At 68.4% G+C, this 21,242-nt stretch carries 19 protein-coding genes; 8 read left to right on the forward strand and 11 right to left on the reverse strand.

What is annotated here, in order from left to right; all coding sequences use genetic code 11:
* Nucleotides 1-3 precede the first annotated feature (3 nt).
* The 4 genes from ACYVAN_RS22425 to ACYVAN_RS22440 are packed head-to-tail and all read right to left on the reverse strand — an operon-like array spanning nucleotide 4 to nucleotide 4,555.
* Nucleotides 4-780 carry a DeoR/GlpR family DNA-binding transcription regulator gene (locus ACYVAN_RS22425; protein ID WP_460962773.1) on the reverse strand — a complete coding sequence of 259 codons (777 nt, stop codon included), beginning with the start codon at nucleotides 778-780 and terminating at the stop codon, nucleotides 4-6.
* 9 nt (nucleotides 781-789) lie between these two features.
* Entirely contained in the window at nucleotides 790-1,827 is a 1,038-nt protein-coding gene (gene pdxA, locus ACYVAN_RS22430; protein WP_460962775.1) for a 4-hydroxythreonine-4-phosphate dehydrogenase PdxA, read from the reverse strand.
* Nucleotides 1,827-3,077 carry a four-carbon acid sugar kinase family protein gene (locus tag ACYVAN_RS22435; RefSeq protein ID WP_460962777.1) on the reverse strand — a complete coding sequence of 417 codons (1,251 nt, stop codon included), beginning with the start codon at nucleotides 3,075-3,077 and terminating at the stop codon, nucleotides 1,827-1,829. Before ACYVAN_RS22435 ends, pdxA begins: the two co-directional genes overlap by 1 nt.
* A gap of 17 nt (nucleotides 3,078-3,094) precedes the next feature.
* Entirely contained in the window at nucleotides 3,095-4,555 is a 1,461-nt protein-coding gene (locus ACYVAN_RS22440) for a GntP family permease (protein WP_460962779.1), read from the reverse strand.
* Between the two features lie 328 nt (nucleotides 4,556-4,883).
* Between ACYVAN_RS22440 and lexA the strand changes: the two genes are divergently transcribed.
* Both lexA and ACYVAN_RS22450 read left to right on the forward strand, forming a co-directional pair.
* Entirely contained in the window at nucleotides 4,884-5,546 is a 663-nt protein-coding gene (gene lexA, locus ACYVAN_RS22445) for a transcriptional repressor LexA (protein WP_460962781.1), read from the forward strand.
* A 322-nt stretch (nucleotides 5,547-5,868) separates the two neighbouring features.
* On the forward strand, nucleotides 5,869-6,405 hold the full coding sequence (locus ACYVAN_RS22450; RefSeq protein ID WP_460962783.1) for an EF-hand domain-containing protein: 537 nt from the start codon (nucleotides 5,869-5,871) through the stop codon (nucleotides 6,403-6,405).
* 111 nt (nucleotides 6,406-6,516) lie between these two features.
* Here ACYVAN_RS22450 and ACYVAN_RS22455 read toward each other — a convergent pair whose 3' ends face one another.
* The 7 genes from ACYVAN_RS22455 to ACYVAN_RS22485 form a co-directional block, all read right to left on the reverse strand.
* Nucleotides 6,517-6,975 carry a carboxymuconolactone decarboxylase family protein gene (locus ACYVAN_RS22455; RefSeq protein ID WP_460962785.1) on the reverse strand — a complete coding sequence of 153 codons (459 nt, stop codon included), beginning with the start codon at nucleotides 6,973-6,975 and terminating at the stop codon, nucleotides 6,517-6,519.
* Nucleotides 6,976-6,988: 13 nt separating this feature from the next.
* Nucleotides 6,989-8,617, reverse strand: coding sequence for a class I adenylate-forming enzyme family protein (locus tag ACYVAN_RS22460; RefSeq protein ID WP_460962787.1), 1,629 nt, complete (start codon nucleotides 8,615-8,617; stop codon nucleotides 6,989-6,991).
* Nucleotides 8,614-10,317 carry a CoA transferase gene (locus ACYVAN_RS22465; RefSeq protein ID WP_460962789.1) on the reverse strand — a complete coding sequence of 568 codons (1,704 nt, stop codon included), beginning with the start codon at nucleotides 10,315-10,317 and terminating at the stop codon, nucleotides 8,614-8,616. Before ACYVAN_RS22465 ends, ACYVAN_RS22460 begins: the two co-directional genes overlap by 4 nt.
* The gene (locus ACYVAN_RS22470; protein ID WP_460962791.1) at nucleotides 10,314-11,123 is read right to left on the reverse strand and encodes a methyltransferase domain-containing protein; all 810 of its coding nucleotides are present in this window, start codon (nucleotides 11,121-11,123) and stop codon (nucleotides 10,314-10,316) included. The genes ACYVAN_RS22465 and ACYVAN_RS22470 overlap by 4 nt, the downstream gene beginning before the upstream one ends.
* A 10-nt stretch (nucleotides 11,124-11,133) precedes the next feature.
* Complete coding sequence (locus ACYVAN_RS22475) at nucleotides 11,134-12,720, reverse strand: class I adenylate-forming enzyme family protein (RefSeq protein WP_460962793.1); 1,587 nt, start codon at nucleotides 12,718-12,720, stop codon at nucleotides 11,134-11,136.
* Between the two features lie 88 nt (nucleotides 12,721-12,808).
* Nucleotides 12,809-13,963, reverse strand: coding sequence for a DegT/DnrJ/EryC1/StrS family aminotransferase (locus ACYVAN_RS22480; protein WP_460962795.1), 1,155 nt, complete (start codon nucleotides 13,961-13,963; stop codon nucleotides 12,809-12,811).
* A complete protein-coding gene (locus tag ACYVAN_RS22485; protein ID WP_460962797.1) occupies nucleotides 13,963-15,186 on the reverse strand; it encodes a DegT/DnrJ/EryC1/StrS family aminotransferase in 1,224 nt (407 codons plus the stop codon). The genes ACYVAN_RS22480 and ACYVAN_RS22485 overlap by 1 nt, the downstream gene beginning before the upstream one ends.
* 273 nt (nucleotides 15,187-15,459) lie before the next feature.
* On the opposite strand from ACYVAN_RS22485, the gene ACYVAN_RS22490 reads away from it, so the two are divergent.
* The 6 genes from ACYVAN_RS22490 to ACYVAN_RS22515 are packed head-to-tail and all read left to right on the forward strand — an operon-like array spanning nucleotide 15,460 to nucleotide 21,134.
* The gene (locus tag ACYVAN_RS22490; RefSeq protein WP_460962799.1) at nucleotides 15,460-16,473 is read left to right on the forward strand and encodes a Gfo/Idh/MocA family protein; all 1,014 of its coding nucleotides are present in this window, start codon (nucleotides 15,460-15,462) and stop codon (nucleotides 16,471-16,473) included.
* Nucleotides 16,463-17,365, forward strand: coding sequence for a sugar phosphate isomerase/epimerase family protein (locus tag ACYVAN_RS22495; RefSeq protein WP_460962801.1), 903 nt, complete (start codon nucleotides 16,463-16,465; stop codon nucleotides 17,363-17,365). Before ACYVAN_RS22490 ends, ACYVAN_RS22495 begins: the two co-directional genes overlap by 11 nt.
* Nucleotides 17,365-18,681 (forward strand): M20/M25/M40 family metallo-hydrolase, encoded by a 1,317-nt coding sequence (locus tag ACYVAN_RS22500; RefSeq protein WP_460962803.1) that lies wholly within the window; start codon nucleotides 17,365-17,367, stop codon nucleotides 18,679-18,681. Before ACYVAN_RS22495 ends, ACYVAN_RS22500 begins: the two co-directional genes overlap by 1 nt.
* Nucleotides 18,665-19,777, forward strand: a complete 1,113-nt coding sequence (locus ACYVAN_RS22505) for an Ldh family oxidoreductase (protein ID WP_460962805.1) — start codon at nucleotides 18,665-18,667, stop codon at nucleotides 19,775-19,777. The genes ACYVAN_RS22500 and ACYVAN_RS22505 overlap by 17 nt, the downstream gene beginning before the upstream one ends.
* Nucleotides 19,777-20,718, forward strand: coding sequence for a Gfo/Idh/MocA family protein (locus ACYVAN_RS22510; RefSeq protein WP_460962807.1), 942 nt, complete (start codon nucleotides 19,777-19,779; stop codon nucleotides 20,716-20,718). The genes ACYVAN_RS22505 and ACYVAN_RS22510 overlap by 1 nt, the downstream gene beginning before the upstream one ends.
* The gene (locus ACYVAN_RS22515; protein WP_460962809.1) at nucleotides 20,715-21,134 is read left to right on the forward strand and encodes a DUF6917 domain-containing protein; all 420 of its coding nucleotides are present in this window, start codon (nucleotides 20,715-20,717) and stop codon (nucleotides 21,132-21,134) included. Before ACYVAN_RS22510 ends, ACYVAN_RS22515 begins: the two co-directional genes overlap by 4 nt.
* Nucleotides 21,135-21,242: the final 108 nt, after the last annotated feature.

A 21,242-nucleotide genomic window follows, 5' to 3' on the forward strand; every position in this document is an offset into this window, starting at 1 on the left:
CCGTCACTGCCGCACGACGAAGGTTGTGCACAGTGGATGGTCGTCGAGAGCGTTGAGCGCTTCGGGGTCGCCGTCGTCGAGGAGCACGGTGCACTCGCGGTCCAGCGGTGTCCAGTAGGCGAACGGCGCGTAGTTCACCTTGGAGTGGTCCACGAGCAGATAGGGTTCGGATCCCGCGTGCAGCATGGTGTGTTTGAGCTGGGATTGCTCCAGCGTCGGTGAGCAGACTCCGCGGTCGGCGGTGATCCCGTCGGCGCCGAGGAACACCCGGTCCGGTTTGATGTGTCGGAGTTGCTGTTCCACGGTGCTGCCGAGGATCGCCTCGTTCGGGTACCGCAACCGCCCCCCGAGCACGACGACGTCCACATCCGGCCGGTCGGCGAGCGCGAACAGGACGGTCAGCGCGTTGGTGACCACGGTCAGCCCTTGCTTGCCCGCCAGGTGGCGAGCGAGCCTTCCCGTCGTGGTGCCCGCGTCGAGCAATACCACTTCGCCGTCCTGAACGATCTCGGCGGCCGCCCGCGCCACCGCGTCCTTCTCGTCGGAACGGCTGGCGTCCTTCTCCCGGAGGGTGCGCTCGACGCGGTTCCCCGTGTCGAGCGCACCACCGTACGTGCGCACGACGTAACCTTCGCGCGCCAATTCGGTGAGGTCCCGGCGAATCGTCGAGGACGAGACTTCGAATTGCTCGGCCAGTTGCTGGATGCTTCGGTCACCATTGCGTACCGCGGCGAGCAGCATGGTCCGTCGCTGGGTCGTCGTCTGTCGAGGGGCGGTCACGATCGAACCTTACGACAGAGCCGAGGGGTAGGTCGTCCGCAACCGGTCCGCGAACGGTGCGAGCTCCACGGCGGCGCGGTAGGCCGCGCGCATCGTGCCCGGATCGGCGACTCCGGTGCCTGCGATGTCGAACGCCGTGCCGTGGTCGACGGACGTCCGCAGGATCGGCAGTCCGACCGTCACCGACACGGTCCCGTGGAAGTCGACGGTCTTCGACGCGATGTGCCCCTGGTCGTGGTAGAGCGACAGCACTCCGTCGTAGGCTCCTTCCAGTCCTTGGTGGAACACCGAGTCCGCCGGGATCGCACCCACTACGTCCAGACCTTCGGCGCGCGCGACCTCCACGGCCGGGTTGATCGCGACGATCTCCTCGTCGCCGAACTTGCCGTTTTCCCCGCCGTGCGGGTTCAACGCCGCGACGGCCAGCTTCGGTTCGCGGCTGCCGAACACCTCCAGGGCCGTGTAGGCCTCCCGGATCGAGTGCTCGACGTTGGGCCGGGTGATCCCGTCCAAAGCCTGGCGCAGCGACAGGTGGCGGGTGGCGAAGAAGATCTTCAGTCCGCGCACCCAGAACATGGTGTTGAACCGGTGGGATCCGGTGAGTTCGCCGAGCATCTCGGTGTGTCCGAGGTGTGTGGATCCCGCCGCCCAGATGGCTTCCTTGTTGATCGGGGAGGTGACGATCGCGGCGACGGTGCCGTCCAGTGCGGCCTTCGTCGCGGTCTCGATCGCCGCGACCGCGGAGGCTCCCGCGGTGGCGCTGACCTCGCCCCAGGGGAGGTCGGCAGGAGCGATGCCCAGGTCGAGGACGTCGATGACGCCGGGTTCGAATCGCGCCTGGTCCACGGAGCTGACGGGGTTGACCCGGGCGTCGAGCTTGCACACGTCGATCGCTCGGCGCAGGACCGCCGCGTCTCCGACCGCCAGTGGGCGTGCCTGTTCGGCGGCGTTCGGTTCCGCCAGCGTGCGGGCCGTGATCTCCGGGCCGATTCCCGCGGGGTCGCCGAGCGTGACGGCCAGGATCGGACGGGTCGCTTGAGTGCTCACTACGGATTTCCTCTCTCGCGTTGGGCGATTGCGCTGATCAGGTGTTCCACGCAGGCGATGGCACCGTCCGGGCCGCCGATGAGGCCGCCTTTCGTGGCGAAGGGCAGCCCGGCGTGCACGCCGCCGGTCAGGCGTCCCGCCACCGCCAGCGGCAGGACTTCGGTGTCGATGGCGAATCCATCGCTGTCGAGCGCCTCCGTGAGGGCCTCGGCGATGTCTCCGCCGGTCGCGTACAACCCGCCGATTCGGATCTCGGAGAGCAGGAGCGCGGCGGCCTCGGCCAGTACTCCGGGAATTCGGGCGGCGGTCGCCGGGTCGACGCGTTCATCGGCGGCCGGAAACCGCGTTCGGATGCCGATCACCCGACTGCCGGAACGTGCCAGTTCCGCGGCCCGGTCGGCGATCGCCCGCGGGTCGAGTCCGTCGGGTGGCACGTCGACGAACCGGGCGCGGAGCACCTGTTCCAATTCGTCGACCTGCTCCCGCGTGGTCGCGGTGATGCTGCCGACCACGGCGAGCACGGGTGGGCTGTGGTGCACGTGGGAACCGATGCCCAGCGCGGTGGTCAACAGGACCCCGAACGGGCCGCTGTCCACGGACAGCCATCGCGTGCCCTGCTCGGCACGCACGTTGGCCGCTGCCTCGGCGATCGTGGTGAGGTGTCCGTTGGTGGTCGCATCGCAGACCACGATCTGCGCTTCCGCGCCGGTGAGGATTTCGGCGACCGCGTTCGCGCCGGATTCGACGATGTCGAGGGGAACTTCGGCGATGGACCGCTCGGTCCCGCGCCGCAGTACGGTCGCCACTCGCGAGCCGCCGACCGGGGCCAACGGGTCCCGCCCGGCCGAGGTCTCGGCCAGCGGCATTCCGTCCACCAGGTGCAAACCACCGACGGTGGTGCGACCGGCATCGGGAAAGGCAGGCACCACCAGAGCGCGGGTGTCCGGCGGGAGGACGTCGAGGAGCGCGTCGACCTCGGCTCCCACGTTGCCGCGCAGGGTGGTATCCACCCGCTTGACCAGCAGATCCACCGGAGATACCGCCGAGGCTGCCTTGGCCACGACGGTTCTGGCCCGTTCCGGTCGGCAATGTCGCGTGCCCACGTTGAGCACGACGACCTCGGCGCTCATCGCACACGGAACGCGTTCGATCCCGCTGACCGAGATCGCCTGCAGCCCGGCTCTCGCGAACCGAGCCCCGGTGGCGTTGCTCCCGGTCAAGTCGTCACCGATGACGAGGACCCTGGGCATGGTTTCTCCCTCTCCGTTCACAGCACCGCGCCGGCGAGGAGCACCAGCGGAAGCGTTCCCAGCCATACGACGGTGGTGATTCCGGACCAGCCGCGAATGGCGGCGGTGCCGTTCAAGCCGGTGAACCGGGTAACGACCCAGAAGTAGGAATCGTTGAAGTAGCTGAACACCGTGGAGCCCGCGCAGCAAGCGAGCGCGGCCGCGAGTGGGGAGATCCCGAGCCCGGCGACCAGCGGCGCGCTGACCGACGCGGCGGTGATCATGGCGACGGTGCCCGACCCTTGTGCCAGACGCACCACCGTGGCGATCAAGAACGGCACCAGCACGCCGGGAAGGCTCCACGACGCGATCACGCTCGCGAGTTCGTCACCGACACCGGTTGACCGCAACACCTTGCCGAACGCGCCGCCCGCTCCCGTGATGAGGATGATCAGGCCGGCCGAGGACGCGGCCTGCGCGAGCCAGCTGTGCACTTGGTGTCGTGGCGTCCAGCGGGGCAGCAGAACGTAGACCGCGAGTACGAGCCCGACGAGCAGCGCCACGACCGGGTCGCCGATGAACGCCAGCGCACCGGCCACGGCGGACGGCTCGTACTCGTCCCCGCTGAGCACGCCTTGCGCCGAGCGGTCGATTCCGGTGGCAACGGTGTTGACCACGATCAACAGGAGCGGCACGAGCAGCGGCAGCATGGCGACCATCGCCGGCAGCTTGCGCGGCTCGGCCCCATCGGGCATTTCCGGTGCGGCAGCGTCGCCGGGCTCGTCCGAGCCCCGGGTCGCCGCCTCTGCACCGGTGCCCGTTGTCACCGACGCGCGGGACTCGTCGGATCCGTAGACCTCGGCGCGGATCTCCGGCGCCACCTCGGATTCCAGCCGCGGACCCACCCACCGGGCGTAGGCGACCACGAGCGGCAGCAGCACCAGCACGCAGACCGTCCCGGCCAGGATCAGGCCACCCACATCGGCACCCAGGATCCCGGCAACACCCAGCGGGCCGGGTGTCGGCGGGACGAGATGGTGGGTCAGCGTCATCCCGCATCCGAGGGCGAGCGCGAGCGTCACGTAACCGGCGCGCTTGGCTCGGGCGATGGAGCGGGCGAGCGGGTTCATGATCACGTAGCCGGAGTCGCAGAACACCGGGATCGAAATGATCGCCCCGGTCCCGGCCATGGCCCACGGTTCGCGGCCTCGGCCCACCAGCCGGACGAACGCCGTGGCCAATGCGTCCGCGGCACCGGATACCTCGAGAATCTTGCCGAGGCCGACACCGAGTCCGATGACGATGCCGATGTTGCCCATGGTGCTGCCGAACCCGTCCGCGATGGAGTCCAGCACGTCGGTGACCGGCGATCCGGCGACGAACCCGGTCAGTAGGGCCGCGATCAACAACGCGATGAATGCATCGAGTCGAGTACGCAGCACGATCACGACGATGGCGGCGATCCCCAAGGCGAGTGCCGCCAACAGTTGAAGATCCACGTTGATCCTCCCGTTAGCTCGATCGAGCGATGCGAGCAAGCATGCCGGTAGGAGTTGCTCAAAACAAGCATCTCTCGCCAACAAGTTGAAACAACTGAGCATGTTCCAGCGGGATCCGGGAACGAACTGTGGTCCACGCGGGGACTCGAAACCGGCAGCAAATTGGGCTGACCAGCACGTGCTCGTCACTGCCCGCCAGGAACAACCAGTGCGCGACATGCGAGCCAGGGGAAGCTCCATCGGGAGCTCCGGGAAGTTGTCACCGCGACTGGTCGGACCACACGTGCCGGTAGCCGCATCGGAGGTGCTTACCTCTACCATTTCGCGAGTGACCGCCTACGACGATCTCGACGCGTTCGAGCACCTGGACACCTCGACCCTGCCGCCACGTCAGCAGCGAATCCTGGGCGCGATCCGCGATTGGGTGGTCCGGTACGGCTACGCTCCGAGCGCCCGCCAGCTCGGCACTGCAGTCGGCCTGCGGTCGCCGTCCTCGGTGTCGAAGCACTTGAGAAGCCTGGAGGAGAAGGGCTTTCTGCGACGCAGCGCCACCGTTTCCCGGCCGATCGACGTCCGGATGTTCTTGCAGGAGTCCGCGGCGCAGGAACCTGCCGACGGCTCGGTGACCGTACCCGTGGTCGGCCACATCGCCGCAGGCAATCCCATCGCAGCCGAAGAACACGTCGACGACATGCTGACGTTGCCCCGCGAGTTCACCGGACGCGGCGACGTTTTCGGTTTGCGCGTGCGCGGTGACTCGATGATCGACGCCGCGATCTGCGACGGCGACGTCGTCGTGGTGCGACAGCAGCCCGAAGCGCATTCGGGCCAAATCGTGGCCGCGATGATCGACGACGAGGCCACCGTCAAGGAATACCGGCGCCGCAACGGCCACGTCTTCCTCGAACCGCGCAACTCGGAGTACGACACCATCGACGGTGACACCGCCGTAGTACTGGGCACCGTCGTCTCAGTACTCCGCAGCGTCTGAGGTTCCCCGGCGCCCGAAGTTCCCAGCACCCGAAGTTCCCAGACACCCGAAGTTCCCGGCGCCCGAAGTTCCCCAGCGCCCGAGGTCCCAGCCCCTTACGTCCGCAGGGCTGCCACGAGGTCACGGGCACCGCCGCGTTCGCCGAACACCTCGACCGGTGCCCCTACGGCTGTTCGAAGGACTCTGGCGACACGTTGGTGTGAGATCGCGTGATACCGGCAGATGTCGCCGATAATCTCGGCTCGTCCCGTGACGTCACAACTCCATTGTGGACTCAACCGGGCCGGGGACGGGACACTCGACGCGAAGGGAAATCTGCGACATGACCAATGTAACCGCGCAGAACCGCGTAAAGCAGCGCTTCGATCGGTGGGATGCCAACGGAAACGGCACTCTCGAGCGCTCGGACATGGAAGAGGAAGCCGCGAACATCGCGGCCGCGTTCGGCAAGTCCCCTTCTTCGCCGGAGACGCAGAACATCAAGGCGGCCTTCCGCGGCCTTTTCGAGCTCGTGGCCGAACAATCCGGTGTGAGCCCGGAAGAATCGGTGAGCGAGGAGCAATTCCGGCTGGTCGCCGAGAGCCTGATCTTCGAGCAGGGTGAGGCGACCTTCAACCGCGCCCTCAGTCCGATCATCGAGGGCATCGTCGGACTGTGCGACAAGAACGCCGATGGCAAGGTCAACCGCGAGGAGTTCGCCACCTGGCTCTCCGCCGTCGGGCTGAGCCACGAAGAGGGCCAGGAGGCGTTCGGGAAGATCGACAAGAACGGCAACGGTGTCCTGACGCGTGACGAGCTGCTGGAAGCCGTCCGCGACTACCACTTCGGGCGACTCGACATCGAGCTGATCGCCGTCTGATCGGGCCCACAGACCTCCGAGTTGATGGACCACTGGATCGGGCGTTCCGCATCACGCTGTGAACCGCGCAGGAGCGCGGAAGGTGACGCGGAACGCGCCCGACCCTGCGGGTCACACTTCAGGAGCCATCGCGATGGCCAGCCTGTTGTACGTGTTGATCAGGCCGATCGTCCACACCAGACCGACGATCTGCTTTTCGTCAAAGTGCTCCTGAGCAGGACGGTAGTCCTCCTCGGGCACCTTTCCACCGTGCAGCAGGGTGACCGATTCGGTCAGCTGCAGGGCGGCCCGTTCCGCACCGTCGAAGTGCGTTGATTCCTGCCACGTAGCGAGCTCCTGCAGGCGCTCCTCGGTTTCACCGGCTTCACGAGCCTGCCTGGTGTGCATGTCCTGGCAGTACCCGCAGCCGTTGATCTGCGAGGCGCGGAGGCGCACGAGTTCGATCAGCCGCGGGTCCACACTGGACTCGCGGGCGTGCTCCTCCGACCGCCGGGTGAGCTCGTGGAGTTCCCCGAACGTAGTCGGCGTCACATTGGCCAGGTCGAACCGGGGACCGGTCGTTTCCGTCATTGTTGTCAGCTCCCTATTGCATCGTGTAGGCAGTGGTCTTTTCCACGGCTAGCTCGGTGACGGTGTGGCGGCACACCTTGCCGGTCGGCGCGAGCGGCAACTCCGGCAGCCGCAACAGGTATTCCGGCAGCTTGCGCTGCTCCAACCCGCGTTCTTCGAGGAACTCCGTGATATCGGCGAGCGACAGTTCCGGACTGCCCGCCGTCTGACTCACGCAGGCGCACAGCCGTTCGCCCAGATCGTCGTCCGGCACAGGAACGCAGATCACGTCGACGATCCCCGGGTGGGCGCTGATCTCGCGCTCCACCTCGGCCGGGCTGATCTTGTAACCACCCCGGGAGACGACCTGTTCGATCCTGCCGAGCACGTGCAGTCGGCCCTGTTCGTCGAACACTCCCCTGTCGCCGCTGCGCACCCACCCCTCCGGCGTGCGGTAGGTTGCGTCGAGCTCCGGATCCGCGACGTAGCACAGCGGGGTCATCGGACCCCGCGCCCAGATCTCGCCAGTCTTCCCGGCAGGAACGTCGTGTGCATGCGCGTCCACGATCCGGATCTCGGCAACCGAAGGATCGGGCGTACCCGTTCCGGCACCGTTGCCCGTTCCGGTTCCGGCCGTGTGGCAGTTCAACCCGTCGGACGATCCGTAGATCGTGATCACGCGGCAAGCGAACCGCCGGCGGCACTCCTCCGCAGTGACGTCGGACATCGGCGCGGCGCTGGACACCACGGCCCGGAGACTGGACAGGTCTTCGTCGGGGGCCGCGGGGTGTTCGGACAGGCGCCGCAACATGGTCGGAACCCCGAACAAATGGGTCGGCCGATGCCGAGCGACCTGCCGCAGCGTTTCGTCCGGATCGAAGCGGTCCATCAGGATGAGCGTCGCGCCGATCGCGGCGATGCTCACGAATGTCGCGCACGACCCGTAGGACGAGGACAACTTCATCAGGAGCAATCCGCGCATCGGCTCGTGCCCGTCGTGCAACGCCCGCACGTAGTTCGCTCTTCCGCCGGCCATCGCGTTGTGCGAGTACGCGATCATCTTCGGCTCCGATTGGGAACCGGAGGTGACGAGGATGCGGGCGGGTGCTTCCGGGTCGACCGGTTGCGGGTTCCAGTCGGCCGCGTCGGAGATGTCGTCCAGCGAACGCGCCCCGCTCTCCCCCGCGCCGAAGGTGAAGACCGCGCGGACGTCCGGGAGTTCCCGGGCGACGTCCGCGTCGGAGCAGTTACCGAAGATTCCCGCGCCTGCGCGGGATCGTCCCAACAAGGAGATGGTGTCCTTGCTTCCCCGCCCCGCCGGGTAGGGCAGAGCCACCGCGCCGATGGCTGCCACCGCCAATTCGGCCGCGACCATCCGCCAGCCGTTGGGCATGCGGAGCCCGATGATGTCCTGCGCACCGAGCCCGGCCGCGCTCAACGCGGCGGCGACACCTCGCACCGCGCGGTCGAGGCCCGCGTAGTCGAGCGCGGCCTCGGAGTCGATGACCGCCTCGCGGTCCAGGTGCGCACGCACGTGTTCGGAGAACAGCGTGTAGAGGTCACGGTCCGGGCACAAGCCCTGCTCGACCCACCGCTGCCGCAGATCCCGCGGTACGTGGTCGCGGATATCGATTCCGTTCCGGGACGTCCAGCAGTCGGTCATGAGAACTTCCATGGGGAGAGAGACGATCGGTGGGTCGTGCCGCCGAGAGCGGCGTCGAAGCGCGGATCGGCGGCCAACTCGCGCAGGTCGGTGCATGCACGCGTCGCGCGGAGATCGGCCTCGGACAGGCGTTCCATCCAGAATTCGGTCGGTTCCTCTCGGAATCGTGCCGCGAGGGTTTCCGGCGTGGCGTCCGACCTCATGCTCAACGGTCCGGCGACGTCGGCCACGTCGCTCTGATCCGGGAGCACCAGAAAGCCGTCAGCGGTCCGAATCGGACGGTCGAACACCGTCCACACGTGGCGCGTCGCCGGGCGTGGGAGCACACCGGCGGCCGAATAGAGGGAACTGTCGACCCGCGATCCCCTGCCGGTCCGTTCCCGTCGGAGTAGTGACGCGAGTACCCCTGTTGCGCACACCATACCGCCCAGGATGTCGGTGAGCGTCATCAGCGACGGGGCGCTCGGTTCGTCGTTCGGGTACGCCGCAGCTGCCAACCCGCTGTGGGCCTGCACCAGAAAGTCCGTGCCCAGCGGTTGTTCCGGCCAGGACAGCGGTTCCCACCCGGAGGACCAGGCGTAGACGAGCCCGGGGCTGCTCCGGGCGAGGGACTCGGCGCCCAAGCCGAGCTGTTCTGCCTTGCCGGGGGCCCAGTTGTGCACGAACGCATCGGCACCGGCCACGAGTTCGTGCAGTTCGCGCCGTCCTGCCGAGGATTTGAGGTCCACCTCCACGACCCGCTTGCCGTCGTTGAGCGCGCGGAACCGTGCGGAACAGTCGCCCGCCATCGGCGGGACCCCGCGCATCGGATCACCGCCGGGCGGCTCGACGCGGATGATCTCCGCCCCCAGCATGCGCAGCACGTGCCCTACCACCGGGCCCTGGATCCGCCGGGTGGACTCCACGACGACGACCCCGTCGAGCGGCGCCGCACCGGTCGTCACCGACCGCCGCCGGGCAGTGCCCGGCAAGGGCCGGAAGGTGAACGCGGGCACATCGACCGGCTGGGCGGGATCTTGCCGGACCGGCAGCACGCTCAGGTCTGCGGCGTCGGCAGCAGCTGCCGCCACGGTGTCGTAGTCGACGGCCCGCACGGCCTCGTGCAACGCTTCCGGCAGGCTTCCCGACGCGGTGGCGAAGCGCTGCTGGAAGGGCCACCACCCCGTGGTGATCGGTGCGTGGCCGGCTCCGAGCTGCTGCCAGAACCGTTGCCAGCCTTCCGGGTACAGGGTTTCGAGTTCGAAACGCACGCCTTCTCGGGTGGTGAACGGTGGGCGACCGCCCGATACCCACCGTTCGGTCCAGTCGTCGTCGGTGCTGGCAACCGCGAGGTACTGCCCGACGGCCAGCAATGCGGCCTCGGCCACCGACGTGCGCACCGCGGTGAGGTGGGCACCGCGGGCGCGGGCGATGGAGGCGGCCAGCACACCTTGTGCCGCAAGTACTCCGGCGAGAGTGGAGGCGTAGTCGACGCCGAGTCGCTGCGGGGTGCCCGCGGCGCGTCCGTGGACGTGCATGATCCCGCACGCGGCCTGCACCGCAGGTTCGTCCCCCAGGGGCAGTCCGATGGGACCGGCCCAGTCGATCTCGCTGTCCAGCGGTTCCGGGGCACGGTCCCCTGTCAGCGCGTTGAGCTGCTCGATCGCGACGTGGGTGGCGACGTCGGCTCCTGTCCGCCTGACCGTGGGGAACGCGGTCACCGCTGCGGTTCCTTCCGGCCATGGACCGAGTACATCGGGCTGGACGACGCACGGAACGACGGGTCGCGCATCACCACGCGCACCCGGTCCAGCTCCACATCGGTCATGCCTGCCCACACCAACCCGTCCCGTAGGTGGTAGGTGTGATGCAGCTGCAGCCCGAGGTTTACCGACCCCGCGTGCCGCGGCCGGATGTACGGCCGCGGATCGATGTCGACAAGTCCTGTCGAACGCATCGCGCCCGCCGCCCGCCGCCCCCATTCCGGGTCACCACCGGAGGAACGCATCAGCGTCTTCTTGGCTTCGAGGAACTTCTCGTACAGTTCGGCGTCCTCGTCGTCCCGGGTCATGAGCACCGGCTCGTAGGAGGCGTCCAACTCGTCGATCTGCAACCAGCCACCTGGTGACAACGCCCGGGCGAGCTTGACCAGCACGGCATGCCGCTCCGGAACGTGTTGCAGGACGAGCCGGGCCACGATCAGGTCGAACCGCTGTTCCGGCAGCGGATCGGCAGCGATGTCGTGCACCGCGGTGGTCAGGTTGGGGTGCTCGGCGATCCCACCGGGTTTGAGGTCGGTGGCGAGCACGCTGCCGGTGGGCCCTACTCGGTCGGCCAGCCATCGGGCGATGCTGCCCGCGCCCGCGCCCACCTCCAGGCAATGCCAACCGTCGGTGACACCGGTGGCCGCCAGCCGTTCGGTCGTTATCGGGTCATATGCCGAGGCCAGGCACCGGTGCTGCTCGCCGCTGTGGGGGTTGTCGTTGTCGAAAACATACCCGCAACTGTCGGATCGGATGTGCGTCATCGCGTGCTCCTCAGGTCCATCGGCCGATGCCGTGGGTGTCGGCGCTGCCGGTCAGCTGCTCCAGCAGGGCTCGTCGGCGCACCTTGGCGGTACCGGTGCGAGGTACCGCATCCCAGGTGAGGACCGTCGGATCCTGCATGGGAGGCAGTCCCGCGCACGCTCGCTGCCAGGCGTGGTCGGACAGCGTGCCCTCCACCGTGACGACCACCGGGAGCGGTCGTTTTCCCGGCGGGGCGAGCAGCACGCATTCCAAAGCCTCCGGCAACCGGTCCTCGATGACGTCCTCGGTTTCCACGCAGCTCCCGCCGGGGATGCGGTCGACCTCCCGGTCGAGCAGTCGCACGCTGCCGTCCCAGCGGCGGATGCCGAGGTCGCCGGTGTTCCACCACGAGCCCATGCTTTTGTCGGCCCACCGTTCGGACTCCCCGATGTAGTCCAGGCAGCGCGCCGCCGTCCGAGCCAACAGCAGTCCGGCCCGACCGGGACGCACCGGCTGGAAGGTTTCCGAATCCACCAGCCGGATCCGGGTCTTGACCGGGACGGGGTGCCCGATGTCGTGCGTCGTGGTGCGAGAGCGCGCGACCGAACGGCGGGTGTGAAAGCGGAAGGTCAGTGGTCCCGTCTCCGTCTGCCCCCAACCGTCCATCCACAGCGGACTCGGATGGCGACTCGCGGAGAGGTATGCGCGCACCGTCGGCGGGTGCACGGCGTCGTAGGTGCTGATGTAGATCCTGGTTCGGCGGAACGGGTTGTCGAGCCGTTCGGTCAACGGCCGCAACTTGACGTAGGCGGCCGGGAGCCCTTCGACGATGGTCGGTGGATGCGCCCGCAACACCGGATCAGCCCGGTCCGGATCCTGGTCGGTAAGAACGACGACCTCACGCGGTGCCATGCTCATCACCACTCCGGTCCAGCAGAACGTGCGCCCGTGCGCGAAGGAGCTGGCGGTGGCCACGACGTCATCGGAGCGAATTCCGATCTTGGGCATCCGTCGGGCCTCGAACCTGGCGAGGGCACCGACCATCGTCCGGGTCGAGTGGACCACGAGCTTCGGAACGCCGGTGGTACCCGACGTGTGGTCGATCACCAGCGGTTCGTCCTCGCCGCGGTGGTGCGGCGCGATCGGCTGCTGCCCGCGGAGGTCGTCGAGGGGCACCGCGCGCGGCACCGAGGCGTCCGATGTGACCGCGACGCGGGCGAACGAGGCCACGTCGATTCCGTCAGCTCGGCACCGCTCGACCAGCTGCGCACTGGTGAACAGCACCGCCGGTTCCAGCCGTTCGAGCAGGATCGCCAGCGTGTCGGGGTTCAGCTGCGCGGACAGCTGGGCAGGTACCGCACCGATTCGCACCGCGGCGCAGGCGAGCAGGTCGTAGTCCCAGTGGTTGTCCTTGACGATCGCCACCCGGTCACCGCGCTCGACACCAGCTGCCGACAACCAGCCCGCGGCATCGCGAACCAGCTCCGCCAGCGCGACCGCGTCGTACTCGGTGCCGCCGCTCGGGGCGATGTCGAACGGCCGGTCCAAGTGCACCGTGGTCGCACTGCGGCGCGCCGCGCACTCGTCGAAAAGGACGCCCATGTCGTGCGGCTTCAAGGTGAGCTCCTCAGGTCGTTCGTCGGGATCGCCTGGGCGCGCGCTCGTGCCGGCGTCGCCGCGACCCTGCGGCGGTCATCGCCTTCCCTCACGTCGATGCACGGTCGGCCGCCGGATTCGCGGCGCTGTCGGCGAATGCGCAGACCGCGTCGGCGACGCGTTCCACATCCGCGTCCGTGAGGTGCGGGTAGATCGGAAGCGCCAGGATCCGCCGACTCGCGTACTCGGCGTTCGGCCAGCGCTCGTCTGCCGGAGCACACGGGGCGAACGCGGCTTGGCGAGGAAGCGGCAGCGGGTAATAGACGTGCGAGCCGATCCCTCGTTCCGCCAGATGATCGCGCAGCGCATCGCGGTGCTCGGCTTGCACGCAGTAGACGTAGTAGCACCGCCCTTCACGTCCGGACGGCGGCGATACCACACCGCGCTCGGCCAGCGAGGTGAATCGTTCGGTGTAGTAGTCGGCGATGGCGGCCCGGCGTTCGAGACGCTCGGGGAAACCGGCGAACCGGTGTGCTTGGAACGCGGCCTGGATCTCGTCGAACCGCGAGTTCGTCCCGACGACTTCGTAGACGAAACGTCGACCCTCCTGGCCGTGGTTGCGCAGTCGGCGCACTCGGCGTCCCAGTTCGCCGTCACGTGTCACGACCGCGCCGCCCTCACCCGGCATGCCGAACGATTTCACCTGCACGAACGAGTAGACACCCGCCTCACCCCACAGCCCGGCCGCGGTGCCGTCGAGGACCGCTCCTTGGGCGACCGCCGAGTCTTCGAGCAGTCGGAGACCCCGGTCGGCGGCGAGCTCGGTGAACCCGCGCATGTCGGCCATGATCGAAAACATGTGCGCAGGCATGATCGCTTTGGTGCGAGCGGTGATGTGCGGCTCGACGGTGTCCGGCCGGACGACCATGCTGTGCCGGTCGATGTCGGCGAACACGGGCTGCGCCCCCAAGGCCAGGACCGACGAGACCAGCGGTGCGCAGCCGAAAGCCGGCACCACTACCTCGTCGCCGGGGCCGATCTCCATCGACCGGAGCACGAGTTCGAGCGCGGTTGTGCCACTGCCGCAGGCCACCACGTCGGCCGCCCCGAGCGATTCCCGCAGCATGGTCTCGAACCTCGCTGTGTGCTCACCGAGGATGAACTTCTGCTCGGGCGCTGAGCCGATCTCCCGGACCAGATCGAGCATGACCTTGCGGTCACCCTCGAACAGGTCCGCCGGGAAGAACGGGATCGCCGGTGCCATCAGGCGCACCTCCGGGTGCAGAACTCGCGAACGGCCGAGCACACCTGGTCGACCTGCGCGAGGTCCAGGTCCGGGTAGAGCGGCAGCGCCACGGCCCGTTCGCTGGCGGCCTCGGCGCGGGGGAAGTCACCGCGAGCGTGGCCGTGTCCGCCGAAGCACGGCTGCAGGTGCAACGGAACCGGGTAGTAGGTCTCGGTGCCGATTCCGCGCTGTGCCAAGTGGGCGACGAGTTCGTCGCGGTGCTCGACTTCGATCAGGTAAACGTAGAACACGGCCGACGTATCCGGCCCGGCATCGACGACTTCCGGCAACCGGAGGATCCCGGGGATCGACGAGAGGCGTTCCCGATATGCCTCGGCCAGCTCGGCTCGGCGAGCGATGTCGGCGTCCAGACAGGTCATCTTCGCAAGCAGCACCGCGGCCTGGAGGTCGTCCATCTTGCTGTTCGTGCCCGCGATCCCGGTTTCGGTGGAGATGCCCGGAAAGTGATCGAGGGTGCGCCCGAGCCGGCCGTGGTGGCGCAGCCCGGCAACCAGTTCCGCGACCTGCTCATCATCGGTGAGTACCGCACCGGCATCCCCCAACGCGCCGAGGGTCTTGCTGGGGAAGAACGACAGCACCCCACCCATGCCGTGCAGCCCGGCATGGCGGCCGTCTTGCCGCATCCCGATGCCTTCGGCGCTGTCCTCCAGTACCGACAGCCCGCACTGCTCGGCAACGTCGGTTAGCGCGGACATGTCGGCCATCTGGCAGAACAAGTGCGCGGGCATCACGAAGCGACTGCGGGGGCCGGCTACCCGCGCGACATCCACCGGGTCGAGGTTGTAGGTGACCGGGTCGATGTCCGCGAACACCGGTCGACCACCGGCGAGTACCACCGATGTCGCGGTCGAGACGAAAGAGTAAGCCGGTACGACGACCTCGTCCCCGGGGCGCAACCCGACCGCGCGCAACAGGAGTACCAGCGCGTCCGTTCCGCTGTTGACGCCCACCACGAAGCGTGCGCCGCTGTATTCGGCGAGTTCGCGCTCGAGTTCGCCGACCTGCCGCCCGTGGGAGAACTTTCCGTTATCGAAAACCTCCTCGACGCGGGCGCTGATGGTTGACCAGAGCCGGTCGAAGGTCCGAGCTTGGGAGAAGAACGGAATCGGCCCGGTGCCGCGGTCTCCTGATGACGCCGCGGTCCGGCCCTGAACCTCGGGGGTTTCGGTGCCGCGGGACACGATGACCACGCTCCTGAAGGGGCCGGGGTTGATCTTGACAAGCCCGAACGTAGCCGACTCTCGACCGGCGTTGAAAGCTCGCAAGAGCGACCTCCAGGCATTTTCACTCATTGCGGTGATGTGCGGATCCACGACATGTTCCGGGGTTCTGAATGCCTTCCACGCTCGGTAGGGTCGACACGAGATCGAGCCGCCCTGTTACGTCCTTTATGGACTGTCCCGTACACCGGCACGGGCGCGTCCATTATCTGTCCACAAGGGACTTCGTTCACCATGCTGCATACACTCGTGCTCGGCCTCGGTCGATCGGGCTCCGGCCTGCACCTACGCGCCCTGTCGAAGGCGCGGGACGCCACCGGCGGACTGTTCCACCCAGGCCCGGTGGTCGCGTACGATTCCGACCCGGACGCACGACAGCGCCAGTCCGACGTCGTCACCACCCACTCGGTCGGCGCCGCCGCCGAGCTGCTTCCCCCGGACCGGACCGTCGCGCACGTGTGCACCCCGCCCACGGCGCGTGCGGCGGTGCTCGCCGAACTCGCCGAGCACGGTTTCCGCCGGATCATCGTGGAAAAACCACTCGCCACCGGAACCGACGAGCTCCGCGTGATCCGCGACCTGCGCCGCCGGCACGGGCTGGACCTGGCGGTCGTCGCGCACTGGCTGGACGCCGAACTCACCGGCAAGCTCGGCGCCGTCATCCGCCGTGGCGAACTGGGCGAACTGCGTTCGATCGCCTTCGCCCAGCACAAGCCCCGATTCGCACGTTCCCTCGCAACCGAGGGACACCCCACGGCTTTCGACGTGGAAATTCCCCATTCCCTTGGAGTGGTCCTGCACCTCGCCGGAGCAGCGGAACTGGTCGACGCGGAGCTGGCCGATATGCGCTGCGCGCAGGCCGTAATCCCTCGGATCGGCAGTGCACGGCTCGCGCTGCGCCACCGCAACGGGACCACGAGCGAGATCTCCTCGGATTTGACGTCACCCGTTCAGGAGCGCCGGATCACGCTCGACTTCACCGGCGGCCGGGCCACCGGCCACTACCCGATCAGCGCCCAGGACGAGCACGCCCAGCTCGTTGTCGACGGCGAACGGCAGGTGTTCGCCGATGACGCCCTGACCCGGTTCATGACACGCGCCTATCGCCACTTCCACCGTTCTCCGCGCGGAGATCACGGCACCTTCGATCTGCATTGCGAGATCACCCGCCTGGTGGCCGACGCCAAACAGCGCAGCGTTCGGAACACGGCAATGGCACCGGAAGGGACGGTAGAACATGCCCGCTGACCCCTTGCCCCACCGGCTCTCCGGGATCGGCGACGAGGCCGCGGTCGACCTGACAGGTCAGATCGCCGCCGTCACCGACCTCGGCTGGTCCGCGATCGAACTGCGCACGGTGGACCGAACACCGCTCGGTGATCTGGACTCGCGACGGTTCGGCCGCATCGTGCGGGCTATCCGCGAAGCAGGCGTCGACGTGGTCTGCCTGGCATCCCGGATCGGCAATTGGAGCCGCCCGGTCACTGCACCGTTCGCCGACGACCTGTACGAACTCGACATCCTCGCCGAACAGTGCGAGGTACTCGGAACTCGCTTCGTCCGGATCATGTCCTACCCGAACGACGGTCTGCCCGAGACCGAGTGGCGCGACCGCGTCCTGGACCGCATCGCACGACTCGCCGAGCGCGCGGCCCAGCACGACGTCGTCCTCCTGCACGAGAACTGCTCGGGATGGGCCGGCACGAATGCCGACCGGATGCTGCAGCTGATCACCGAGGCGGGCGGAGCGTCCCTCCGGTTGCTGTTCGACACCGGTAACGGCATCGAACACCGCTACGACGCGATCGACCTGCTCCCTTCGCTGCTACCGCACGTCGCGCACGTGCACGTCAAAGACGCGGTCCGCAGCTCCGAGGGCGTCCGCTACGTGCTCCCGGGCGAGGGCCGAGCGCGCGTGTCCGACTGCCTGCGCCTGCTGCGGGAGCACGGCTATACCGGCGCGTTCTCGCTCGAACCGCACCTGAGCACCCGCCCGCACGACGGCGTGTGCGCCGACACCTCCGCCGCGGAGCTGTTCATGCGGGCAGGGCGGAGTCTCGAGCGACTGCTGGGTGACACCGAGACCACGACCGCGCCGCGGGTACCGGCGACGGCGGCACCGAGCCACGAAACACCGTGATGCGGGGGCTCTTCACCCAGGCCGACACCGACCTCCTGCTGCGACTGCTGGACACCCCCACGGTCGGCCTGCTCGAAACGTCCCAGGACGACCCGCCGCCGCGGTTCTGGCAGGCGCAACGCACCTACGCAGCGGCCGCCGAGGCGATCGGCTTCCACGTCGTGCGCCACGGAAGTCCACCGGCCCACGTGCTGACGCGCGAAGACGTGCCCTCCACTGTGCACCGAGCCGCGTCCGACGACGACTTCCTCGTCCGGCAGCCCAGCCTCGTGCTGCGCCTCGGTCCGGAACTGCCCCGCGCGGCGACCGTCATGTTCAACGTCCACTTGGACACCGTCGCCGGTATCGAACCCGTGGGGCTGGACGGTGGACGGTTCAGCGGGCGCGGAGCCATCGATGCCAAGGGACCGGCCGTGGCGCTGTTGGCGGGCATCCGTCACGCCGTCCGGGCAGAACCCGCGCTGGGACGGGACGTCGCCGTTCTGGTGCAGGCCGTCGCGGGTGAAGAGGGCGGGGCGATGGGGACGTTCGGCACGCGGCCACTGGTCGAGGACGGGTTCGTAGGACGACTGAACATCTTCTGCGAACCGACCGGACTGCGCTACCTCCCCCGGTCCACGGCGTCCATGACCGCGCGGGTGCGGGTCGACGGGCACAGCGCCGTCGACGACTGCCCCGATGCGGGGCACAACGCCACGGTGCTCCTCGGTTATCTCGCCCAGCACCTCGCGGAACGACTCGACTCGCGGTCCCGCCCGGGACGGCTGTGCGTGGCAGGTGTCCACACAGGTGACCTGCACAACCGCGTCTACGGAGCCGGGGAGCTGCTCATCAACCTGTCCTACGCGTCCTCGGCGGAAGGATCCGCTGCGGAGACGGCACTGGTGGAGGCCGTGACCGGCGGCATCGAGCGGTTCGGTCACACCTTCACCGGCACGCGGGAATTCGCCCGCACCGCGGCCGAAGCCACCGCGATCACCCGGGTGGACTGGCTCAAACGCGGTCTACCGAGCCTGCACAACAGCGACTCGTGGGCCGAGGAGCTGCTCAGTCGTGCCGGCGTCGCCCGCTGGCCGGACGACGAACCCGCGTTCACCTGCGACGCCATCTGGATGGACGGTGTCCCGGACGTCTACACGGCGGTGCTGGGTCCCGGTTCGCTCGACGGGAACAACGCGCACGCCGCAGGCGAGTACGCCGACCTCGACGAACTCGACGCCTTCGCCTCCGCCGTGTTCGCGCTGCTCACCGACTTCGCCGAACAGCGCTGCGAAACCGTTTCCGAAGAGGGGAAGACCGATGACCTCACAGCATGATCCGAGCCCGGCGCTCGTGCCGTACGATGCACTGCACTCCCTGGTCAGCGAGCTCTTCAACGAGCGCGGCGTGCCGGCCGAACGGGCGCTGACGGCCGCGTCGGCGTTGTGCCACGGCGATCTGTACGGCTTCGATTCGCACGGTGTGTTCAACCTGGCCCGCCTATACCTGCCGTTGTTCGCCTCCGGACGGGTGGATCCGGCCGCCGAGCCGACGACCGTGACCGACCTGGGTGCGTGCGCGGTTGTCGATGCCGGCCGCGCCCTCGGCCTGTGGTCGGCCGCCGAAGCGATGGACGACGCGATCCGCCGCGCCGAGCAGCACGGGATCGGGTTGGTCTCGGTCCGTGGCGCGACGCACTTCGGCTGCGCCGGATTCCACGCGGCACGCGCCGCGGACAGGGGCATGATCGGCGTCGTGGCGAGCAATTGCGGGGGGCAGCGCATTGCGCGGCCGCCACTCGGCGCGTTGACCATGCTGGGCACCAATCCGCTCAGCATCGCTGCTCCCGCCCTCGAGGACCACCCGTTCGTCCTGGACATGAGCACCACCGTGGCGCCGACCGGCAAGGTGCGCACTGCCGCGAGCAACGGCGAGACCATCCCGGAAGGCTGGCTCGTCGACGACGCCGGGAACGCGGTGACCGATCCCGGCGCCTTCGATGGCGGCACCGCCCATCTGCGTTGGCTCGGCGGCACGCCCGAGACCGGCGCATACAAGGGATTCGGCCTCGGCCTCGCCGTCGAGGTGCTGGCCGCCCTGCTGCCGGGAGCAGGACTCGGTCCCGCCCCGGAAGCGCTCCAAGGCGATGGCGGCCCGCACGGTCGCGACGACGACATCGGCTACTTCGTCCTCGCCATCGCACCCGACCTGCTTCGGCCCGCCGGTGAGTTCGGCGACGTCGCGCACACCATGTTCTCCGCCCTCATCGACTGCCCACCGGCGAGTCCGGGCGAGGAGGTCCGCTACCCCGGCTGGCGGGAGGCGGAACGGGCCAGGCAGCGCCTGCGCGACGGGGTGCCGATTCCCGAGCACGTGCGCCGCGACCTGCGCGAACTGGGCCTGCGCGAGGCCGAGCCCGCGGGAACTCGCTGATGGGGTCCGCGCGCCCCCGCAGGGTCGGTGTCATCGGCCTCGGCACGATCTCGCAGTACTACCTGCGTGCGATCGAGGAGCTCCCGGCATGGGAGCTGAGAGCCGTGTGCGACGTTCGCCCCACCGCACTCGCCCCGCACCGATTGGTGACGCGGTGCTTCCAGGACCACCGCGACATGCTGGACAGTACCGACCTGGATGCCGTGATCGTCACCGTGCCGAACGACGTCCACGCGGCTGTGTGCCGGGACAGCCTGCACCGGGGAATCCCGGTCTGCGTGGAAAAACCGCTGGCGGTGTCGCTCGCGGAGGGGCACGAACTGGTGCGGCTGGCACACGCCTGCGACACGCCGCTGTTCACCGCCTTCCACCGGCGTTACAACGACAACGTGCTGCGACTGCTGCGACGAGTGCGCGGTAGGGACATCGCGTCGATGGCCGTCCGGTATTTCGAGCTCATCGAGGAGCACATCGGCGGGGACACCTGGTATTTGGACCCGCAGCGGTGCGGCGGCGGGTGCGTGGCCGACAACGGTCCGAACGCCTTCGACCTGGTCCACCTCGTGCTGGGCGAGGCCGGAATCGTGCACGCCGCCGTGGGACGCGACCGGCATGGCACCGACCGGCGAGCCGTGATCGAGCTGGCTTCGGCCGGTGGCGTACCGGCCACTGTCGAACTGGACTGGTCACATCAGGGAGAGGTCAAAGACGTCGAGGTCCATCTCGACGACGGAAGCCGGGTTCGGGCGGACATGCTGGCGGGGTACCCCGGATTCAAATCTTCGCTGTGGCACGAGTACGCCGGGATACTCGAGGACTTCGCGACCACCCTCGCCGGCACGAGGGCCGGTGACGGTGGCTTGTCGGTGCTGGAACTGGTCGCGGAAACGTATCGGACGGAACGATCCGGTGCTCCGGCGCCGGGAAGGGAGCTCACGTGAATCCGGAGGAGGACGGTCCGAAGCGCGCGCTGGTCGGCACGGTGGTGAAGGTGTTGCTGCACCACCGGGACCGGCGTGGGATGAGCCTGGAGCCGCACGCGAGCCGCTGTGTCCGGCAGGGCGAGGTACACGAACTGGTAACGACCGACCACCGCGAAACCGACGGGGGAGCTCGAATCGACCGCGTCGGTTTCCTCGGATTCGCGGAGTTCGACGCGGCAGGAGTGCTCGATCGCGGCGATGAGTTGTGGATCGGCGATCGGCGGGTCGGCACCGTGCTCGGTTTCGACGCCTGCCACTTCCCCAATCACTACAACGTCCTCATCCAGGTAGACGCACCGGTGAGCGGCGCTGACCTCGGTCTGGAGGTGGAGGCAGCGGTCTCGTTCGTCCCGGCACTGGTGCCCGCGAGCTGATCCGGGAAAGGCGAACTGCCGGTCCACTCGGCACCGGCAGTTCGCTAATCGCGGAGCGCCGGTCAACTCAGCAGCTCGATGTCGAGGTCGCCGTAGTGAAACGCGCGC

The organism is Parasphingorhabdus pacifica (assembly GCF_054779195.1).

Excerpts from the sequence above, each read along its gene's own strand:
- ACYVAN_RS22500 (WP_460962803.1), top strand. The coding sequence starts at position 17,365 with ATGCGGGGGCTCTTCACCCAGGCCGACACCGACCTCCTGCTGCGACTG.
- ACYVAN_RS22495 (WP_460962801.1), top strand. The coding sequence starts at position 16,463 with ATGCCCGCTGACCCCTTGCCCCACCGGCTCTCCGGGATCGGCGACGAG.
- ACYVAN_RS22435 (WP_460962777.1), bottom strand. The coding sequence starts at position 3,077 with ATGCCCAGGGTCCTCGTCATCGGTGACGACTTGACCGGGAGCAACGCC.
- ACYVAN_RS22470 (WP_460962791.1), bottom strand. The coding sequence starts at position 11,123 with ATGACGCACATCCGATCCGACAGTTGCGGGTATGTTTTCGACAACGAC.
- ACYVAN_RS22510 (WP_460962807.1), top strand. The coding sequence starts at position 19,777 with ATGGGGTCCGCGCGCCCCCGCAGGGTCGGTGTCATCGGCCTCGGCACG.
- ACYVAN_RS22450 (WP_460962783.1), top strand. The coding sequence starts at position 5,869 with ATGACCAATGTAACCGCGCAGAACCGCGTAAAGCAGCGCTTCGATCGG.
- ACYVAN_RS22505 (WP_460962805.1), top strand. The coding sequence starts at position 18,665 with ATGACCTCACAGCATGATCCGAGCCCGGCGCTCGTGCCGTACGATGCA.
- ACYVAN_RS22455 (WP_460962785.1), bottom strand. The coding sequence starts at position 6,975 with ATGACGGAAACGACCGGTCCCCGGTTCGACCTGGCCAATGTGACGCCG.
- ACYVAN_RS22460 (WP_460962787.1), bottom strand. The coding sequence starts at position 8,617 with ATGACCGACTGCTGGACGTCCCGGAACGGAATCGATATCCGCGACCAC.
- ACYVAN_RS22480 (WP_460962795.1), bottom strand. The coding sequence starts at position 13,963 with ATGGCACCGGCGATCCCGTTCTTCCCGGCGGACCTGTTCGAGGGTGAC.
- ACYVAN_RS22490 (WP_460962799.1), top strand. The coding sequence starts at position 15,460 with ATGCTGCATACACTCGTGCTCGGCCTCGGTCGATCGGGCTCCGGCCTG.